11 protein-coding genes are annotated in these 16,939 nt (G+C 60.8%); 3 read left to right on the top strand and 8 right to left on the bottom strand.

Translation table 11 applies throughout. The features are described 5' to 3' along the window. Positions 1-93: 93 nt before the first annotated feature. From AB7M23_RS08505 to putP, 7 genes are all read right to left on the bottom strand, one after another. On the bottom strand, positions 94-1,050 hold the full coding sequence (locus tag AB7M23_RS08505; protein WP_454240601.1) for a glycosyltransferase family protein: 957 nt from the start codon (positions 1,048-1,050) through the stop codon (positions 94-96). A gap of 48 nt (positions 1,051-1,098) precedes the next feature. Then, positions 1,099-2,508: a PIG-L deacetylase family protein gene (locus AB7M23_RS08500; protein WP_454240600.1), complete on the bottom strand. Its 1,410-nt coding sequence runs from the start codon at positions 2,506-2,508 to the stop codon at positions 1,099-1,101. Further along, positions 2,505-3,401: an antimicrobial resistance protein Mig-14 gene (locus AB7M23_RS08495; RefSeq protein ID WP_454240599.1), complete on the bottom strand. Its 897-nt coding sequence runs from the start codon at positions 3,399-3,401 to the stop codon at positions 2,505-2,507. Before AB7M23_RS08495 ends, AB7M23_RS08500 begins: the two co-directional genes overlap by 4 nt. Then, a complete protein-coding gene (locus tag AB7M23_RS08490; protein ID WP_454240598.1) occupies positions 3,401-4,531 on the bottom strand; it encodes a glycosyltransferase in 1,131 nt (376 codons plus the stop codon). Before AB7M23_RS08490 ends, AB7M23_RS08495 begins: the two co-directional genes overlap by 1 nt. Then, positions 4,515-6,272, bottom strand: a complete 1,758-nt coding sequence (locus AB7M23_RS08485) for a carbamoyltransferase family protein (protein WP_065758712.1) — start codon at positions 6,270-6,272, stop codon at positions 4,515-4,517. The genes AB7M23_RS08490 and AB7M23_RS08485 overlap by 17 nt, the downstream gene beginning before the upstream one ends. Before the next feature lie 111 nt (positions 6,273-6,383). Further along, entirely contained in the window at positions 6,384-7,220 is an 837-nt protein-coding gene (locus AB7M23_RS08480; RefSeq protein ID WP_065758711.1) for a 23S rRNA (adenine(2030)-N(6))-methyltransferase RlmJ, read from the bottom strand. A gap of 115 nt (positions 7,221-7,335) precedes the next feature. Beyond that, entirely contained in the window at positions 7,336-8,820 is a 1,485-nt protein-coding gene (gene putP, locus AB7M23_RS08475) for a sodium/proline symporter PutP (protein WP_454240597.1), read from the bottom strand. A 479-nt stretch (positions 8,821-9,299) separates the two neighbouring features. Between putP and putA the strand changes: the two genes are divergently transcribed. Next, entirely contained in the window at positions 9,300-13,253 is a 3,954-nt protein-coding gene (gene putA / locus AB7M23_RS08470; protein ID WP_454240596.1) for a trifunctional transcriptional regulator/proline dehydrogenase/L-glutamate gamma-semialdehyde dehydrogenase, read from the top strand. Between the two features lie 149 nt (positions 13,254-13,402). Here the strand turns inward: putA and AB7M23_RS08465 are convergent, their stop codons facing one another. Continuing rightward, positions 13,403-13,846 (bottom strand): hypothetical protein, encoded by a 444-nt coding sequence (locus AB7M23_RS08465; protein ID WP_065760297.1) that lies wholly within the window; start codon positions 13,844-13,846, stop codon positions 13,403-13,405. Between the two features lie 312 nt (positions 13,847-14,158). Here AB7M23_RS08465 and AB7M23_RS08460 point away from each other — a divergent pair, with 312 nt between their 5' ends. After that, positions 14,159-15,601, top strand: a complete 1,443-nt coding sequence (locus tag AB7M23_RS08460; protein ID WP_102052346.1) for a TldD/PmbA family protein — start codon at positions 14,159-14,161, stop codon at positions 15,599-15,601. Further along, the gene (locus tag AB7M23_RS08455) at positions 15,601-16,926 is read left to right on the top strand and encodes a metallopeptidase TldD-related protein (RefSeq protein WP_442963002.1); all 1,326 of its coding nucleotides are present in this window, start codon (positions 15,601-15,603) and stop codon (positions 16,924-16,926) included. Before AB7M23_RS08460 ends, AB7M23_RS08455 begins: the two co-directional genes overlap by 1 nt. Positions 16,927-16,939: the final 13 nt, after the last annotated feature.

Here is a 16,939-nt window from a genome sequence, read left to right as displayed (position 1 = left end):
CTCAAGCGCAAAAGGCTCAGGTTGAAGTAATCGAAGACGTTACGCCGGCATGCCTGCTGAAACCAGGGCATACCGGCACATTGCCTGGGCCACTCAGAAACCCAGGCTTAGCCGTAGGCGCTGCCAACCGGTCAACGCCGGGCGAGGCCGAAGAGGCGGTTGCAACTGCTCGACAATGCTGCGTCCGACCTGAGCAAAACTGAAGCGCGAAACCGCAAGATCACGGCCGTTGACAGCAATACGCTGCGCCAGCGCAGGATCTGCACGCAGGATGTTCAACTTTTCCTGCAACTGGGGAATGCTGCCATACAGCACGACGTTGTGCATATCCTGCAAACCCAGCGCACGGTTTTCAGCATCGCCCTGATCGTAAGCGAGCAGTACGCAGCCACACGCCATGGCTTCGAAGTTCTTGATCATGTACTCGCCCATGCCAACATCAGCGCTTACAAAAAAACGAATCCGGTTAAGCGTATCGCAGTACTCTTCGCCCGATTTGGTTCGGGTAACGACCAGATTTTCGACCTGAGCCAGTTCATCGAGCAAGGCTTTGCGACCGCTGTAGGCAACGCTGTTGGTGCTGCCAACGAATGCCAACTCGATGTCCCGCTCACGCCCCTGATCAGCCAGCAACTGCTGGTCATACCCCTTGGGCACGAATACCGCATCAAACCCTTCCTGCCGCAGACGCTCGCTGACCATGTAGCCGGAGCTGATCACGCGCGCCCAAGGCAGCTTGCGATAATGCTTGCTGAAAGCACCGGTGTACTTGCAGGGAATGTAATTCTGGTAAGCATCGTGCTCGAGGATGACCAGGTTGGGAACCGTACGAATGAAACCGACCTGCCGGATCTCCTGCTTGAACCGCAGGAAGAAGATGATCCGGTCATACTGGCTGACGTCGATTTCACGGCGAAAGTACGCACGTAGATTGCGCTGATCGGCGCTGGTCAACCAACGCAGGTCGCACTCGCAATGCTCAGCAACCCCTTCGTACAAGCGATCCAGAATGGCCCGCTGTTCCTTCTGCACCAGAAATAGAACTTTCATTGTCTTCCTTACGGCGCATGCGCTACCGCTATCAATCACGCCCTGGACCTACAGATCCCGGCGCCAGAACAATTCATGTCGACGCACTGCTTTACGGAAAAACTCATTCTCACCGTAGGGCGACGCTTTGCGGCCTGCCAGCCAGCGCTGCAACAGGCGTCGCAGGCGCCGCTTGAACGGGGGAGCAGACTGCAGGTCATGCATCATGCCCAGCGCCATGGCCTTGTCACGCTGTGCATTCAGGTCAAGCACCAGGCTGTGCGGAGTCCAGCCTTGGCCAGCCTCCATTTGCGGTGGCAACGCCACGCCTGCACCGCTGTCGCCCATCGGCCAGCGATCGTTGTCATGCAGGTGATTGGCGTAGCACAACAGGGTTTCAGGCTGCCATTCAAGGCCTTGCAAGGCTTCGAGCACCGCTGCCTGGGCGCACATGTGGTCGGGGTGAGGATCGAGTGTCGGGTGCGGCATCACCAGCACCTGTGGACGCGCCAGCACAATCAGCGCTCGCAAGTCAGCCAGCAGGTTGTTCCAGGTTGGAGCGCCATCGTGGTCGCCGGGCAAGGCAAGGCTATTGAACTGCCGGAACAGCCGAGTGTCGGCCATCTCGGCTTCCCGAGAAGCCATCGGCTGATCCGGTGCGGCTTGCATAGCGGGCAACTGCAGGCAGAAGTACCCCAGCTGTACGCACTGCGCCTGCGGTACACCCGCCCAGCGTGGCACCGCAATACTGTCCCAGGCACGCAGACGCCCTTTGAGGCGTGCAGCCTCGGCACGCTCAAGGCCCATCTGCTGGTAATGCTCTGCCTCGATCTCACCTGCCGTCAGTGTCACGATCCAGGATTCTGCGGCCTTGCTGTAAAGGCCATAGGCGGCCAGCTCGGCATCATCGGCATGGGGCGCAATGACCATGACCCGCCGTTGGTACAGGTCACCGTTGCGCACGACCCACAGTTGCGATGCATCCAGCACCCGACAATGCCGGCCACGCAGGCGCAGATTACCTGCCATTACTGCCGTCGCCTGGCCCGTCAGGTTGAGGTAGCGCACGCCTCGCACACCACGCTCGAACGTCTGCAGGTCTGGGACGTCACCGCCCAGCACCTCAATGGCAGGGTCGAAGAAACGCCCTAGCCAGGTGCACTTCAGGCGGACCCGAAGAATCAATGTTTCGTCACCCGTTACCGGCAGTGGCTGAGTCACGCGCAGGGCCTGGCCGGCCAGTGACACCGCAACCGGCTCACAGCCTTCAGGGAAGGTGTACTGATAATCTTCGGCTGGCGAATAGAACAAGTGGTCGGCGAACCACGCTTCGTGGGCCACCCACAGCAGCGGCAACAGCACCAGTGGCAACCACCAGTGAACGCCGACACCCACGCCGAGCAGCACGAGCAGGCCGAGCAGCAAGCCCAGACGCTTGTTGCGCCGATGGCGCTTGAGCAACTGTTGCTTGCGGCTCACACCTGAAACACCGGAACGGGGTTGCACCATCGGTCCTTGTACTCGCGATCGGAGCGACCGAAAGAAAACCGCAACGGCTTGTTCCGCGCACGGGCGTCTTCCCAGGCGCTCTGTGTGTTGAGGAAGCTCAATACGCTGCCAGGGCTGAAAGCCTTGGTTTCAGGATCGACACCGCCATTGACGTACTCAACGCTGATCCATTCCGGCGCTTCAACCCGATACACCAATTGAATGGCGATGGGGGCACCGTCAAGAAACAACACCGAACCGATCAACAGCTCACGCAAGCGCTCAAGCACTTCGGCCATACGCTCGGCACCGGTGGCCGGGAACGTCCAGCGGCGCTGGAACAGGTCGCAGTACATGGCCGCCAGCTCCGCACTGCTGAAGTCGGTCACAGGACGAACCTGCCCACCCGCCTCTTCCAGCAGACGCAACTCGCGGCGCTGGTTGTAACGGAATTTCTTCGACAGGTCTTCCGGGGTCCTGGCCATGGCCAAGGACTCCACTTGCGGTTTGAGGTTGGCGAAACGGCCCTGATTCAACTCCGAGAGGTAACGCCCGGCATGCCGCAGCGGCACCTGAGCATCGGCCGCAGCAGGCAGAATCAACTCGGCGTTACCCAAGTCGAACAAGCCTTTCTTGCCCGCACGCTTGAGCACGTCCTTAGACAGCGCCAGGTAACGCCCCCAGGTTGGAATCACCGCCTTCAGCTCACCCTGTGCTTCCCAGGCCAGGTAGCGCACCGGGATCTCGGCCAGGTCAGCCAATTGCGCGACCACCAACGGGTGAGTGGCAACGCTGCCACCAAAACGCTGCCAGGCCTGTGCATAGGCAGCAGCATCTACTTCGTGCCAGCCACGTTCGCGCCAGCCTTTGATTCGATTGAGCATCAAGCCTCCGCAGCCAATGCGCTGACGGCTGGCAGCTGCCAGAAGGACTCACGTACGGCAACATCGGAAAAACGTTCACGCAGACGCTGCAGCATGCGCTCGGCGCAGGCCTGACGTTGCGACTCATCCAGACCGGCCAGGTGCTGCAGCCCTTGAGCAAGGCGCTCGGCATCACCCAGCGGAAACAGAATACCGACCCCCTCGACGACCTCCTTCGCCCCACCACAAGCTGTCGCCAACAGCGGCAAACCGGCAACCATGGCCTCCAGCAGAACCATCCCGAACGGTTCGTGATCGGAGCTCAGGGCAAAAGCATCGAATGCGCGGAAATAGCGACGACCGTCTGCTACCTGGCCCAGGAAATCGACCTGTCCGGCGATTCCCAGTTCGGCAGCCAGCGCCTTGAGGCTCTCGTCCAGGCGCCCCTTGCCCATGATCGCCAGACGAGCACCGGCCGGCAGCCCCGGCAGCGCCTTGGCAAAGCCGCGCAGCAGCGTGGCCTGGTCCTTGTCCGGGTGCAGGCGACCGACGTTGGCGACGATCCAGGCCTGCGGGTCCAACCCCAGGGCCTGACGCGCTTCGGCAGCAGGCAACAAACTCGCCTGCAGCGCCTCGATGTCGACACGGTTGTAAAGGGTCTGGATACGCTGCTGCGGCCACTTCGGCAAACAGTGGCGCATGTCGTCGCGTACTGCGTCAGAGACGCCGAGCAGGCTCAGGCGTCGACGGAACAGGTTGGCAAACAACTGCCGGCTGCCACGCTTGTAATCGCTGAATGCGTGATGCACACCGATCACCGGCACATTCGTCGCCAGCAAGGCCACATAGATCGGCTTGAAACGGTGGGCAATGCAGAAGCTGAAACGGCGGCTGGAAGCGATCCGGCGCAATGCGCGAATCGCCCCCAGCTTCAGGCCGCGAATGGCCTTCGAGCTGAATTCCATGAACAGCACTTCGTCAGACGCACAGCCAGCAGCTACCTGTGGATCGGCAGCACCGGTCAGGAAAACCGTGGTAACCCGGTAACCCGTGCCCGCAAACAGGCTGGCATACTGACGGGCACAGTCCAGGAACGGCCCGTCATAACCATGACAGAACTGCAGGACATGCCGCTCAGCCGATGGTGTCATAACTGTCCGCACCGTCCTTGACCACCAGAATGTCTTCCATGATCAGGTATTGCAGGTCGGAGCCGAAGAACATGTTCAAGGCGTCGGTCGGCGAGCAGATCATCGGTTCGCCACGACGGTTGAGCGAGGTGTTCAACGACACACCGTTACCCGTCAGGTCTTCCAGCGCTTTCATCATGTCGTAGTAACGCGGGTTGTACTCACGCTTGAGTACTTGTGCCCGCGAAGTGCCGTCTTCATGGACAACTTCCGGCACGCGGGTTTTCCACTCCTCCGCCACTTCAAAGGTGAAGGTCATGAATGGCGCCGGGTGATCGACCTTGATCATCTGCGGGCCAACCGTGTCGAGCATCGACGGGCAGAATGGCCTCCAGCGCTCGCGGAACTTGATCTGCTCGTTAATCCGGTTAGCCACGCCCGGCACGCTCGGACAGCCAATGATCGAACGACCACCCAGGGCACGTGGCCCAAACTCCATGCGGCCCTGGAACCAGGCCACCGGATTGCCGTCGACCATGATCTTGGCGATGCGCTGCGGCATGTCGTCGATCTTGCGCCATTTTGGCTGGCTCGGATGACGGGCACAGGCGGCGATCACGTCCTCGTTGGAGTACGCAGGGCCGAGGTAGACGTGCTCCATCTTCTCGACCGGAACGCCACGGGCGTGCGACACATAGGCCGCCGCACCGACAGCGGTACCGGCGTCACCGGAAGCCGGTTGAACGAACAGCTCTTTCAGGTCCGGGCGGGCGATGATCTTCTGGTTCAGCTTGACGTTCAGCGCACAACCACCGGCAAACGCCAGCTTGCCGGTTTCCTTGAGGATGTCGCCCAGGTAATGGTCGATCATCTGCAACGCCAGTTTTTCGAACAGCGCCTGCATGCTGGCCGCATAGTGGATGTACGGCTCGTCGGCGATATCGCCTTCACGCTTCGGCCCCAGCCACTCGATCAGTTTTGGCGAGAAGTAGAAGCCCTTGCCCTTCTCTTTATGGCGGCGCAGGCCGATGACATTGGCGTATTCGGTGTTGATTTCCAGCTCGCCATTCTCAAAGCTGGCCAGACGCGAGAAGTCATACTTGCTGGCATCGCCATACGGCGCCATGCCCATGACCTTGAACTCACCATCGAGCATTTCGAAACCGAGGAACTCGGTGATCGCACCGTAAAGGCCGCCGAGGGAGTCCGGGTCGAAGAACTCCTTGATCTTGTGAATCTTGCCGTTTTCGCCGTAGCCGAAGAACGTGGTGGCGTACTCGCCCTTACCGTCGATCCCGAGGATCGCAGTCTTCTCCTTGAAGCCAGAGCAGTGGTAAGCGCTGGAAGCGTGAGCCAGGTGGTGCTCGACCGGCTCGATCTTGATCTTCTTCGGATCAAAGCCCAGTTGCTCCAGGCACCAGACGATTTTCTTGCGGTAACGCTTGTAGCGGCGGTTGCCCATCAGAATCGCGTCAAGGGCACGATCCGGGGCATACCAGTAACGCTTGGCGTAGTGCCAGCGAGCCTTGCCGAACAGGCTGATCGGGGCAAAAGGAATCGCGACGACATCGACGTCGGACGGTTTGATCCCGGCCTGCTCCAGGCAGAACTTCGCCGATTCGTAGGGCATGCGGTTCTTTGCATGTTTATCGCGCACGAAGCGCTCTTCTTCAGCGGCAGCAATCAGTTTGCCGTCGATATACAGGGCCGCGGAAGGATCATGGCTAAGGGCGCCGGACAGGCCAAGAATCGTCAATGCCAAGGGTCTAGCCTCTTCAAACTTTTAAAATGTGCCCCTGCGCGTGTGGCAAGCGGCAGCCAAAGAGCGGGATTATAACGTAAAGCAGCGCGCAACCCAGCACTGCGCGCCGACTCATTCAGCGATCAACCAGTCCATACGCCAGCTGCCTTGTGTCTGACCGAGTACTTGTGCCAGCCATGGCAGCAGCTCGCGCAACTCCTCTTCCAGCCCCCATGGCGGATTGGCAATGGCCAGGCCGGAACCGTTCAGGCTTTGCGGGGTATCCAAGGGATGCACCAGCAATTCAACCCGCAGCAGTTTCGGCGCCCCTGTACTGGTCAGGTCCTGATAAAAGCGCGTCAGTTGACGCTCTTCCTTGATCGGGTACCAGATCGCCGCGACGGTCTGTCGCATACGGCCGATGGCCTCTTTCATGGCCTGACTGCATCGCTTGAGCTCGTCGAGTTGCTCAAAAGGCGGGTCGATCAGCATCACCGCACGCTTCTCCTGCACGGGCAGCAAGGCACGCGGCACGTGCCAGCCTTCGCCAAGGTGCACTGCTACGCGTCGATCACCTTTCATGTTCTCTTTGAGCAGACGACCGTCTTCCGGGTGTTTCTCATTGAGCAGCACGCGATCCTGATCACGCACCAGACGCCGCGCCAGCTCAGGCGAACCCGGGTAATAGCGCAATTCGCCATCCCGGTTCATGCGCTTGAGGATGCGCAGGTAATCGGCAGCCAACTCGGGCAGGTCGTCACGCCCCCACAGGCGCCCGATACCCTCAAGGTACTCGCCGGTGCGTGTCGCCTGATCGCCCTGCAAGTCATACAAGCCAAGGCCGGCGTGGGTATCGATGTAGGCGAACGGCTGCTCCTTGCGCGACATCAGCGCAATGAGGCGGGTCAACACAAGGTGTTTGAAGACGTCGGCATGGTTGCCGGCGTGGAAGGCGTGACGATAGTTCATGGCAACTCCTGCAAGGCCGACAAGTTTACCCTGTCGCAGGGGCCAGGCAAAACGACAACGGCCCGACCTCTGGAAGAGATCGGGCCGTTGTCAGGCACAGACCAGCATTAACCGATCAATGACCCTTCTTGAACGCCTCGTCGGCCTTCTCAAAACGGGCAACCATACCTTGCGACGGACGACCCAGGGTGCTGACCAGCACGATTGCCAGGGCGCCCAGGATGAAGCCCGGGATGATTTCGTACAGACCCAGCAGGGCGAAATGCTTCCAGACAACCACGGTAATCGCACCGACCAGGATACCGGCCAGCGCACCATTACGGGTCATGCCTTTCCACAGCACGGAGATCAGTACCACAGGACCGAAGGCAGCGCCGAAGCCCGCCCAGGCATAGCTCACCAGGCCCAGGACCTTGTTCTCAGGGTTGGCGGCGATGCCAATCGCAATCAGCGCTACGGCCAGCACCATCAGACGACCGACCCAGACCAGCTCAAGCTGAGAAGCACTCTTGCGCAGGAAAGCCTTGTAGAAGTCTTCAGTCAACGCACTGGAGCACACCAGCAACTGGCAGCTCAGGGTGCTCATTACGGCAGCCAGAATAGCCGACAGCAGCACGCCCGCGATCCATGGGTTGAACAGGATCTTGGCCAGCTCGATGAACACACGCTCATGGTTCTCGGTCACAGGGCCGGCCAGATCAGGGTGCGCCGAGAAGTAGGCAATACCGAAGAAGCCGACGGCACAGGTACCGACCAGGCACAGGATCATCCAGGTCATGGAGATACGGCGCGCATTAGCGATCGACTTGACCGAGTCTGCCGCCATGAAGCGCGCCAGGATGTGCGGCTGACCAAAGTAACCCAGACCCCAACCCATCAGCGAAATGATGCCGACAAAGGTAGTGCCTTTGAGCATGTCGAAGTTCGACGGGTCTTGCGCTTCGATGGCCAGGAAGGTCGTATCGACGCCACCGGTGGCGAGCAGAACAATGATCGGCGTCAGAATCAGCGCGAAGATCATCAGGGTCGCCTGGACGGTATCGGTCCAGCTCACAGCCAGGAAACCACCAACAAAGGTGTAGGCGATCGTGGCGGCTGCACCTGCCCACAGGGCAGTTTCATAGGACATGCCGAAGGTGCTTTCGAACAGACGGGCACCTGCAACGATGCCGGAAGCACAGTAGATCGTGAAGAACACCAGAATCACCACCGCGGAGATGATCCGCAGCAGGCCGCTCTTGTCTTCAAAACGGCTGGTGAAGTAGTCCGGCAGGGTCAGCGCGTCACCATTGTATTCGGTTTGAACACGCAGGCGCCCGGCAACGAACAGCCAGTTCAGGTAGGCACCGATGATCAGGCCGATAGCGATCCAGGCCTCCGACAGACCCGACATGTAGATCGCGCCTGGCAGGCCCATCAGCAGCCAGCCGCTCATGTCCGAGGCACCCGCCGAGAGCGCGGTTACCACGCTACCCAGGCTGCGGCCGCCCAGAATGTAGTCGGAAAGGTTGTTGGTGGAGCGATAGGCCATGAAGCCGATCAGCACCATCGCCAAGATGTAGATCACGAAGGTGATCAGGGTTGGGTTGCTTGCACTCATGATGTTGCGCCCTGGAATTTGTTTTTATGGTAGCCGCAGTTGGCTGATGCCGCCGGCAAAGCCGTTCATTCCCTGAACGCTCGTCACGGGTAGCACTGAAGCCCAACCGCGCATGGAGTGATGCGAAGACTTCCAGATAAAGCCCCGCACGGGTACACCTGACCTCAAGCGAGGTTGCACCGAGGCCGCGAATGCTATGCAACAACGCAAAGAAGGTGCAACCAATTTCTGCAATCCAGTTGCACCTCGTCGGATATTTCCGATGAAGACCACTTTTTGCTCCCTTATGGAGCAAAAAGCACGATCTACAGAAGTAAATGCACCCTAAACAGCCAAAACGGCTGAGCACCTCAAACTGTCGGACGAGCTGCACTTTTTTTGTACGAAAATTGGGTTGCACCAGGTTGCACCCTGACCCCGCCACAGCTAATCTTTGCGCCAGCTAGTGCCACATCACGTGGCGATAATGAGGATAAGAAATGGCGACGACCACCCTAGGGGTCAAACTCGACGACCCAACCCGCGAACGACTCAAAGCAGCTGCGCAGTCCATTGACCGCACGCCGCACTGGTTGATCAAACAGGCGATTTTCAATTACCTGGAAAGGCTCGAGGGTGGCGCCACCCTGACCGAACTCGACGGACAGGCCCACAACCACGCTGACGAAGCCGGCGAAGTGCAACCTGATCACGCGCACCAGTGCTTCCTCGAGTTCGCCGAAAGCATACTGCCGCAGTCCGTTCTGCGCTCGGCCATTACATCGGCCTATCGCCGCCCTGAGCAGGAAGTCGTGCCGATGCTGCTGGAGCAGGCTCGCCTGCCGGCAGCCATGGCCGATGCCGCCAACAAACTGGCCGCCGGTATCGCCGAGAAGCTGCGTAACCAGAAAAGCGCCAGCGGTCGCGCCGGTGTCGTTCAGGGCCTGCTGCAGGAATTCTCCCTGTCGTCCCAGGAAGGCGTAGCACTGATGTGCCTGGCCGAAGCGCTGCTGCGCATCCCGGACAAAGGCACCCGTGACGCCCTGATCCGCGACAAGATCAGCACCGGCAACTGGCAGCCACACCTGGGCAACAGCCCGTCGCTGTTCGTCAACGCGGCCACGTGGGGCTTGCTGCTGACCGGCAAACTGGTCTCGACCCACAACGAATCCGGCCTCACCGCTTCGCTCAGCCGCATCATCGGCAAGAGCGGCGAGCCGATGATCCGCAAGGGCGTCGACATGGCCATGCGCCTGATGGGCGAGCAGTTCGTCACCGGCGAAACCATTGCCGAAGCGCTGGCCAACGCCACTCGCTTTGAAGCCAAAGGCTTCCGCTACTCCTACGACATGCTTGGCGAAGCCGCACTGACCGAGCATGACGCACAGAAATACCTGGCCTCTTACGAGCAGGCGATTCACTCGATCGGCAAGGCTTCTCACGGCCGTGGCATCTATGAAGGCCCGGGCATCTCGATCAAGCTCTCGGCCCTGCACCCTCGTTACAGCCGTGCCCAGTACGAGCGCGTGATGAACGAGCTGTACCCGCGCCTGCTGTCGCTGACCCTGCTGGCCAAGCAGTACGACATCGGCCTGAACATCGACGCCGAGGAAGCCGACCGCCTGGAGCTGTCGCTGGACCTGCTCGAGCGCCTGTGCTTCGAACCACAACTGGCGGGCTGGAACGGTATCGGTTTCGTTATCCAGGCTTATCAGAAGCGCTGCCCGCACGTCATCGACTACGTGATCGACCTGGCACGCCGCAGCCGTCACCGCCTGATGATCCGCCTGGTGAAAGGCGCGTACTGGGACAGCGAGATCAAGCGCGCCCAGGTCGAAGGCCTGGAAGGCTACCCGGTCTACACCCGCAAGGTGTACACCGACGTTTCCTATATCGCCTGCGCCCGCAAGCTGCTGTCGGTACCGGAAGCCATCTACCCGCAGTTCGCCACCCACAACGCCCACACCCTGTCGGCCATCTATCAGATCGCCGGGCAGAACTACTACCCGGGTCAGTACGAGTTCCAGTGCCTGCACGGCATGGGTGAACCACTGTACGAACAAGTCGTGGGCAAGGTTGCCGATGGCAAGCTGAACCGTCCATGCCGCGTGTATGCACCTGTCGGTACCCACGAAACGCTGCTGGCCTACCTGGTTCGCCGCCTGTTGGAAAACGGCGCGAACACCTCGTTCGTCAACCGTATTGCCGACCACTCCATCTCCATTCAAGAGCTGGTGGCCGACCCGGTTGCAACCATCGAGCGCATGGCCACCCAGGAAGGCAGCGCTGGCTTGCCGCACCCACGCATTCCATTGCCGCGCGAACTGTATGGCAGCGAGCGGGCGAACTCCGCCGGCATCGACATGGCCAACGAACACCGCCTGGCTTCGCTGTCCTGTGCTCTGCTCAGCAGCGCCCACAACAACTGGTTGGCGGCACCGATGCTCGGTTGCGCTGCCAGCGCAGGCACTCAGCAGCCGGTACTGAACCCCGCCGATCATCGCGATCAGGTCGGTCACGTTCAGGAAGCCAACATCGAAGACGTCGACAACGCCATTCAGTGTGCATTGAATGCCGCACCGATCTGGCAGGCCACGCCTCCGGCAGAACGCGCCGCCATTCTGGAGCGCGCCGCCGACCTGATGGAAGCCGATATCCAGCCGCTGATGGGCCTGCTGGCTCGCGAAGCTGGCAAGACCTTTGCCAACGCCATCGCCGAAGTGCGTGAAGCCGTAGACTTCCTGCGCTACTACGCAGTGCAGGCACGCAACGACTTCAGCAACGACGCCCACCGCCCACTGGGCCCAGTGGTCTGCATCAGCCCGTGGAACTTCCCGCTGGCAATCTTCAGCGGTCAGGTGGCAGCTGCACTCGCCGCAGGCAACCCGGTACTGGCCAAGCCTGCCGAACAAACCCCGCTGGTCGCAGCGCAAGCGGTACGCCTGCTGCTCGAAGCCGGCATTCCAGAAGGCGTGCTGCAACTGCTGCCAGGCCGCGGCGAAAGCGTCGGTGCCCGCCTGGTTGGTGACGAGCGCGTCAAAGGCGTCATGTTCACCGGTTCCACCGAAGTCGCGCGTCTGCTGCAACGCAACATCGCCGGTCGTCTCGACAACCAGGGCCGTCCGATTCCGCTGATCGCCGAAACCGGTGGCCAGAACGCCATGATCGTCGACTCCTCGGCACTGACCGAACAAGTGGTCATGGACGTGGTGACGTCGGCCTTCGACAGCGCCGGTCAACGTTGCTCGGCACTGCGCGTGCTCTGCCTGCAGGAAGACTCGGCTGACCGCGTGATCGAAATGCTCAAGGGCGCCATGGCGGAATACCGCATGGGCAACCCGGAGCGTCTGTCCGTGGACATTGGCCCGGTGATCGACGCCGAAGCCAAGGCCGGCATCGAGAAGCACATCCAGGGCATGCGCGAGAAAGGCCGCTCGGTCTATCAAGTGGCTATCGCCGATGCCGAAGAATGCAAACGCGGCACCTTCGTCATGCCGACACTGATCGAGCTGGAAAGCTTCGATGAGCTGCAGCGCGAGATCTTTGGCCCAGTACTGCACGTCGTGCGCTACAAGCGCAAGGAGATGGACCAGTTGATCGACCAGATCAACGGCTCCGGTTACGGCCTGACCCTGGGCGTGCACACCCGTATCGACGAGACCATTGCCAAGGTCGTCGGCAGCGTCAACGCCGGCAACGTCTACGTCAACCGCAACATCGTCGGCGCCGTGGTCGGTGTACAACCGTTCGGCGGTGAAGGCCTGTCGGGCACCGGCCCGAAAGCAGGTGGCCCGCTGTACCTGTACCGCCTGCTGTCGACCCGTCCGGCCAACGCCATCGAACAATCGTTCAAGCGTACCGACGGCGAAAACACGCCAGACACCCAGATGCACGACAGCCTGACCAAGCCACTGCAGGCCCTGAAAGCCTGGGCTGGCAGCAACCAGATGGTCGAGCTGGGCGCACTCTGCGAGCAGTTTGCCGAGCAGTCGCAAAGCGGGATCACACGCGTCCTCACCGGCCCGACCGGCGAGCGCAACAGCTACACCATCCTGCCACGCGAGCATGTACTGTGCCTGGCCGAAGGCGAAGCTGACCTGCTGACACAACTGGCGGCGGTACTGGCGGTCGGTAGTTCGGCGGTATGGCCAGACAATGCACTGGGCAAAACCCTGCGCACTCGCCTGCCAAAAGACGTACAAGCCCGCATCAAGCTGGTGGCCGAGTGGAACAAGGACGACGTCGTATTCGACGCTGTTCTGCACCACGGCGACTCCGACCAACTGCGCAGCGTTTGCGAGCAGGTGGCCAAGCGTGCCGGTGCCATCGTCGGCGTCCAGGGCCTGTCCTCGGGCGAAACCACGATTGCTCTGGAGCGCCTGGTGATCGAACGTGCACTGAGCGTCAACACCGCTGCAGCGGGTGGTAACGCGAGCCTGATGACCATCGGCTAAGCGATTCGCACCCAAACAAGCAAAAGAGGCGCGTTCGCGCACCTCAGACAGCTGACAAACCCCCGCTCTTTAGCGGGGGTTTGTTTTTCAAGCCAAAGACAGTGACCGCCACAGCGGGCTGGCGCCAACCCCAGTGGGGGTTGGCTTTATCAGCAAGCTGCAGCGCGCCCACCAAACGTGCGAAGACTCCAGAATTTCATTAGTTCAGACGCAATAGCCAACACCACCATTAACACCGTGCTACGGTCCGGAAAAAATTGAGCACCCAGCACTAAAACCGACACTGAAGGCGCAATGAAAAAAATCCTCAAGGGCATCTGCAAGTAGCCAACCCACCTCGCGGCATCTCGCTGGGCCAAGAATAAAAAACAGCTCACAAATAACGACACCTGCAGCACCCAATTCAGCACGAGCTTCAGCGCTTGGGCAGGCCCCAGGTCACCCCAATAAGCCAATGTCATTTCCCACGCAGCCAGGTACGGCACTTTGTCGTGCCGTAGATTTGTCGTCACGTACAACGCGATGTAGAGAACATCAAACCATCCCCATGCAAACCACACCGTCGACTTGCAGCCACTGTCTTTTGCGCTCATTCAGTACAAACCTTTCTTCTGCCCACATTGGCGCTTCGGCCGAACGTGACACGCTGACGTAAGTTGAAGTTCGCGTATTTCGATTTGCACGGCTGCGACCTAGAGACGTATTGGTTTGCCATCAAGCCAGATCGAACAATCCCTTTGATGTAGTCCGCATCCCAGCGGCAAGTAGGACGCATCCCAAACCCCAAAAAAGGCACTCAATGCACAGCGCGCTTTTTCCTCACCCGGAAAGTAACGGGCTGCCATAATGAGCGCGCATCACGAGTGGTTCTGAGGGGGAGCCACCGCGCGCACGGAGGTTCACCCATGTTCGATGTCACCGCATTGCTGCGCCAGCGCTTCGCAGCCTTGCGCAGCACCGCCGAATTCTTCTCGCTGCGCTATGTGCAGGAGTCCCGACAACACCTGTCGGTACGCAAGAACGTCGCCGAGCCACCCAGCCTGGGTTGCGATGAAGGGGCGATGCTGACAGTACGCCTCAACGGCGTGGAAGCCTATGCAGCAACCGCCGACCTGTCCCAGGCGGGCCTGCAACGCGCGCTGGAGCAGGCCGAAACACTGGCCCGAAGCATCAACGGCCACGCCCTGCTCAACCTGAGCCAGCAGCCGGTGACCAGCGCTCAGGCCGACTACTGCTCCCCCAACCTTGCGCAGCCGTTTCCCAGCCTTAGCGACTGCTATGCGCTACTGGCCAGCGAATCAGCCAGCGTACCGGCGGACTCGCGCCTGGTGAATTGGCAGGCCAGCCTGGGCATCACCACGGTCGAACAGATTTACCTGAACAACGCTGGCGCGCAGCTGCGCCAGGCCCAGCGCTTCGTTTATCCAGGGTTCGGGGTCACCGCCTTTGACGGCCAGGACAGCCAAAGCCGCAGCCTGGGCCGGGAAAATTTCGGCCAGCAGGGCGGGTTCGATGTGATCGAGCGTTGCGGGCTGATAGGTGCCGGCGCCTTGGTCGCCGACCAGGCACTGCAACTGCTGCTGGCACCCAATACGCCCAGCGGCGTGCGCGACCTGCTGTTGATGCCCGACCAGATGATGCTGCAGATCCACGAGTCCATCGGCCATCCGCTTGAAATGGACCGCATCCTCGGTGACGAGCGCAACTACGCAGGCACCAGCTTCGTCAACGCCAGCGACTTCGGCCATTTACAGTACGGCTCCACGTTGCTGAATGTCACCTTCGATCCCGATATCCCGGAACAACTGGCCAGCTATGCCCATGACGATGATGGTACGCCGGCACACAAGACCTTCCTGATCCGTGACGGCCTGCTGCTACGCCCCCTGGGCAGTGCGTTGTCGCAGTTCCGCTCCGGCCTCGATGGCGTTGCCAACAGCCGCGCCTGTGGCTGGAACCGTGCACCGATCGACCGCATGGCCAACCTCAATATCGAGCCGGGCGAACAGAGCCTGGCGCAACTGATCAGCGGCATCGAACACGGCATTCTGATGAAAACCAACCGTTCGTGGTCCATCGACGATGCGCGCAACAAGTTCCAGTTCGGCTGCGAGTGGGGCCAGTTGATCGAAAACGGCGAGCTCAAGGGCGTGGTCAAAAATCCAAATTATCGGGGCGTTTCAGCACAGTTCTGGCGCAACCTCAGCGCCGTGGGCGATGCCAGCACCTTCCAGGTACTCGGCACACCTAACTGCGGCAAGGGCGAACCCAACCAGGTGATTCGGGTCGGGCATGCCTCACCGGCCTGCGTGTTCAGCCAGATCGACGTATTCGGAGGAGATGCCTGATGGCCTACCTGGAACATTTCCAACGCCTGGTGAACAGCCTGCGCGATGCCGTACGCGCCCCCGAACACTTCACCCTGAGCTACAGCGCCGAGCAGTCGCAGTTCATTCGTTTCAACCATGCCCAGGTCCGCCAGGCCGGCAACGTCGCGCAGGCCAGCACCAGCCTCAAACTGATCGACAGCGGACGTCAGGCCGACTTTCAACTCACCCTCAGCGGGGACAGCGACGTTGACCTCCAACGCCTGCAGCAGGCCCTGGCACAACTGCGACAGACCTTGCCGCTGATCCCGGTCGACCCCTACCTGAAACTGAACGAGGCCGTCTGGCATAGCCACAACGTGCAGAACACGCCTCTGCCAGACACAGCCGAGGTACTCGCCCAGATCGCCGCAGGTGCCACGGGGCTGGACCTGGTCGGGATCTACGCCGCAGGCCCGATCTGCCGAGGCTTCGCCAGCTCATTTGGCGCCTTTGGCTGGCATCAGGCCAACAGCTTCAACTTCGACTGGAGCCTGTTCCATGCCAACGGGCAGGCCGTCAAAGCCAACTATGCCGGCCAATGCTGGGACGCCGCGACATTGGCCTTGCGCCTGCATCAGGCCCGCGAGCAACTGGACTACCTGGACCGCCCACTCAAGGTCCTCGCACCCGGCCAGTACCGTGCCTACCTGGCGCCCGCAGCGCTGGACGAAATCATCGGCATGCTCTGCTGGGGTGGTTTTTCCGCCCAGGCCATCGCCAACAAGGACAGCCCGCTACAACGTCTTTACGCCAGCGATGCACAGTTGAGCCCGCTGATCGGCATCGCCGAACAGGTCAGCGGCTCGCTCAGCCCGGCGTTCTCCGAGGAAGGCTACCCGCGCAGCGACCTCTCGCTGATTGCACAGGGCAAGGCCCACCAACGACTGGTCGGTGCCCGCAGTGCAGCCGAGTTCGAGTTGCTGGCCAATGGCGCCGACAGCGATGAGTCACCCTGCGCACTGAGCATGGCCCCCGGCGAACTGGCGGCGGATGCAATCCTCGCCCAACTGGGCACGGGCCTGTACATCAGCAACCTCTGGTACCTGAACTACTCAGACCTGCCAGCAGCGCGCATGACCGGCCTGACCCGCTTCGCGACCTTCTGGGTTGAGGACGGGAAAATCCAGGCACCGGTCAGCACCATGCGCTTTGACGACAGCGTCTACAGCCTGCTCGGTACGCAGTTGGAAGCACTGACCTGCGACCGCGAGCTGATCCTGTCGACCAGCACCTATGACCAACGCCAGACCCGCTCTACGCACCTGCCGGGCGCGCTGGTCAAATGCCTGACGCTGACCCTGTGATAGCTACTTATCG

It is taken from the genome of Pseudomonas sp. HLS-6 TE3448, assembly GCF_053629555.1.
The sequence above is the reverse complement of the archived record's forward strand: the minus strand, read 5'-3'. Positions and strand labels throughout refer to the sequence as shown.

What these genes read in the sequence shown, in the direction of transcription:
- AB7M23_RS08480 (WP_065758711.1), bottom strand. Translation starts at nt 7,220, where the DNA reads ATGAACTATCGTCACGCCTTCCACGCCGGCAACCATGCCGACGTCTTC.
- AB7M23_RS08465 (WP_065760297.1), bottom strand. Translation starts at nt 13,846, where the DNA reads ATGAGCGCAAAAGACAGTGGCTGCAAGTCGACGGTGTGGTTTGCATGG.
- AB7M23_RS08455 (WP_442963002.1), top strand. Translation starts at nt 15,601, where the DNA reads ATGGCCTACCTGGAACATTTCCAACGCCTGGTGAACAGCCTGCGCGAT.
- putP (WP_454240597.1), bottom strand. Translation starts at nt 8,820, where the DNA reads ATGAGTGCAAGCAACCCAACCCTGATCACCTTCGTGATCTACATCTTG.
- AB7M23_RS08495 (WP_454240599.1), bottom strand. Translation starts at nt 3,401, where the DNA reads ATGCTCAATCGAATCAAAGGCTGGCGCGAACGTGGCTGGCACGAAGTA.
- AB7M23_RS08460 (WP_102052346.1), top strand. Translation starts at nt 14,159, where the DNA reads ATGTTCGATGTCACCGCATTGCTGCGCCAGCGCTTCGCAGCCTTGCGC.
- AB7M23_RS08490 (WP_454240598.1), bottom strand. Translation starts at nt 4,531, where the DNA reads ATGACACCATCGGCTGAGCGGCATGTCCTGCAGTTCTGTCATGGTTAT.
- putA (WP_454240596.1), top strand. Translation starts at nt 9,300, where the DNA reads ATGGCGACGACCACCCTAGGGGTCAAACTCGACGACCCAACCCGCGAA.
- AB7M23_RS08505 (WP_454240601.1), bottom strand. Translation starts at nt 1,050, where the DNA reads ATGAAAGTTCTATTTCTGGTGCAGAAGGAACAGCGGGCCATTCTGGAT.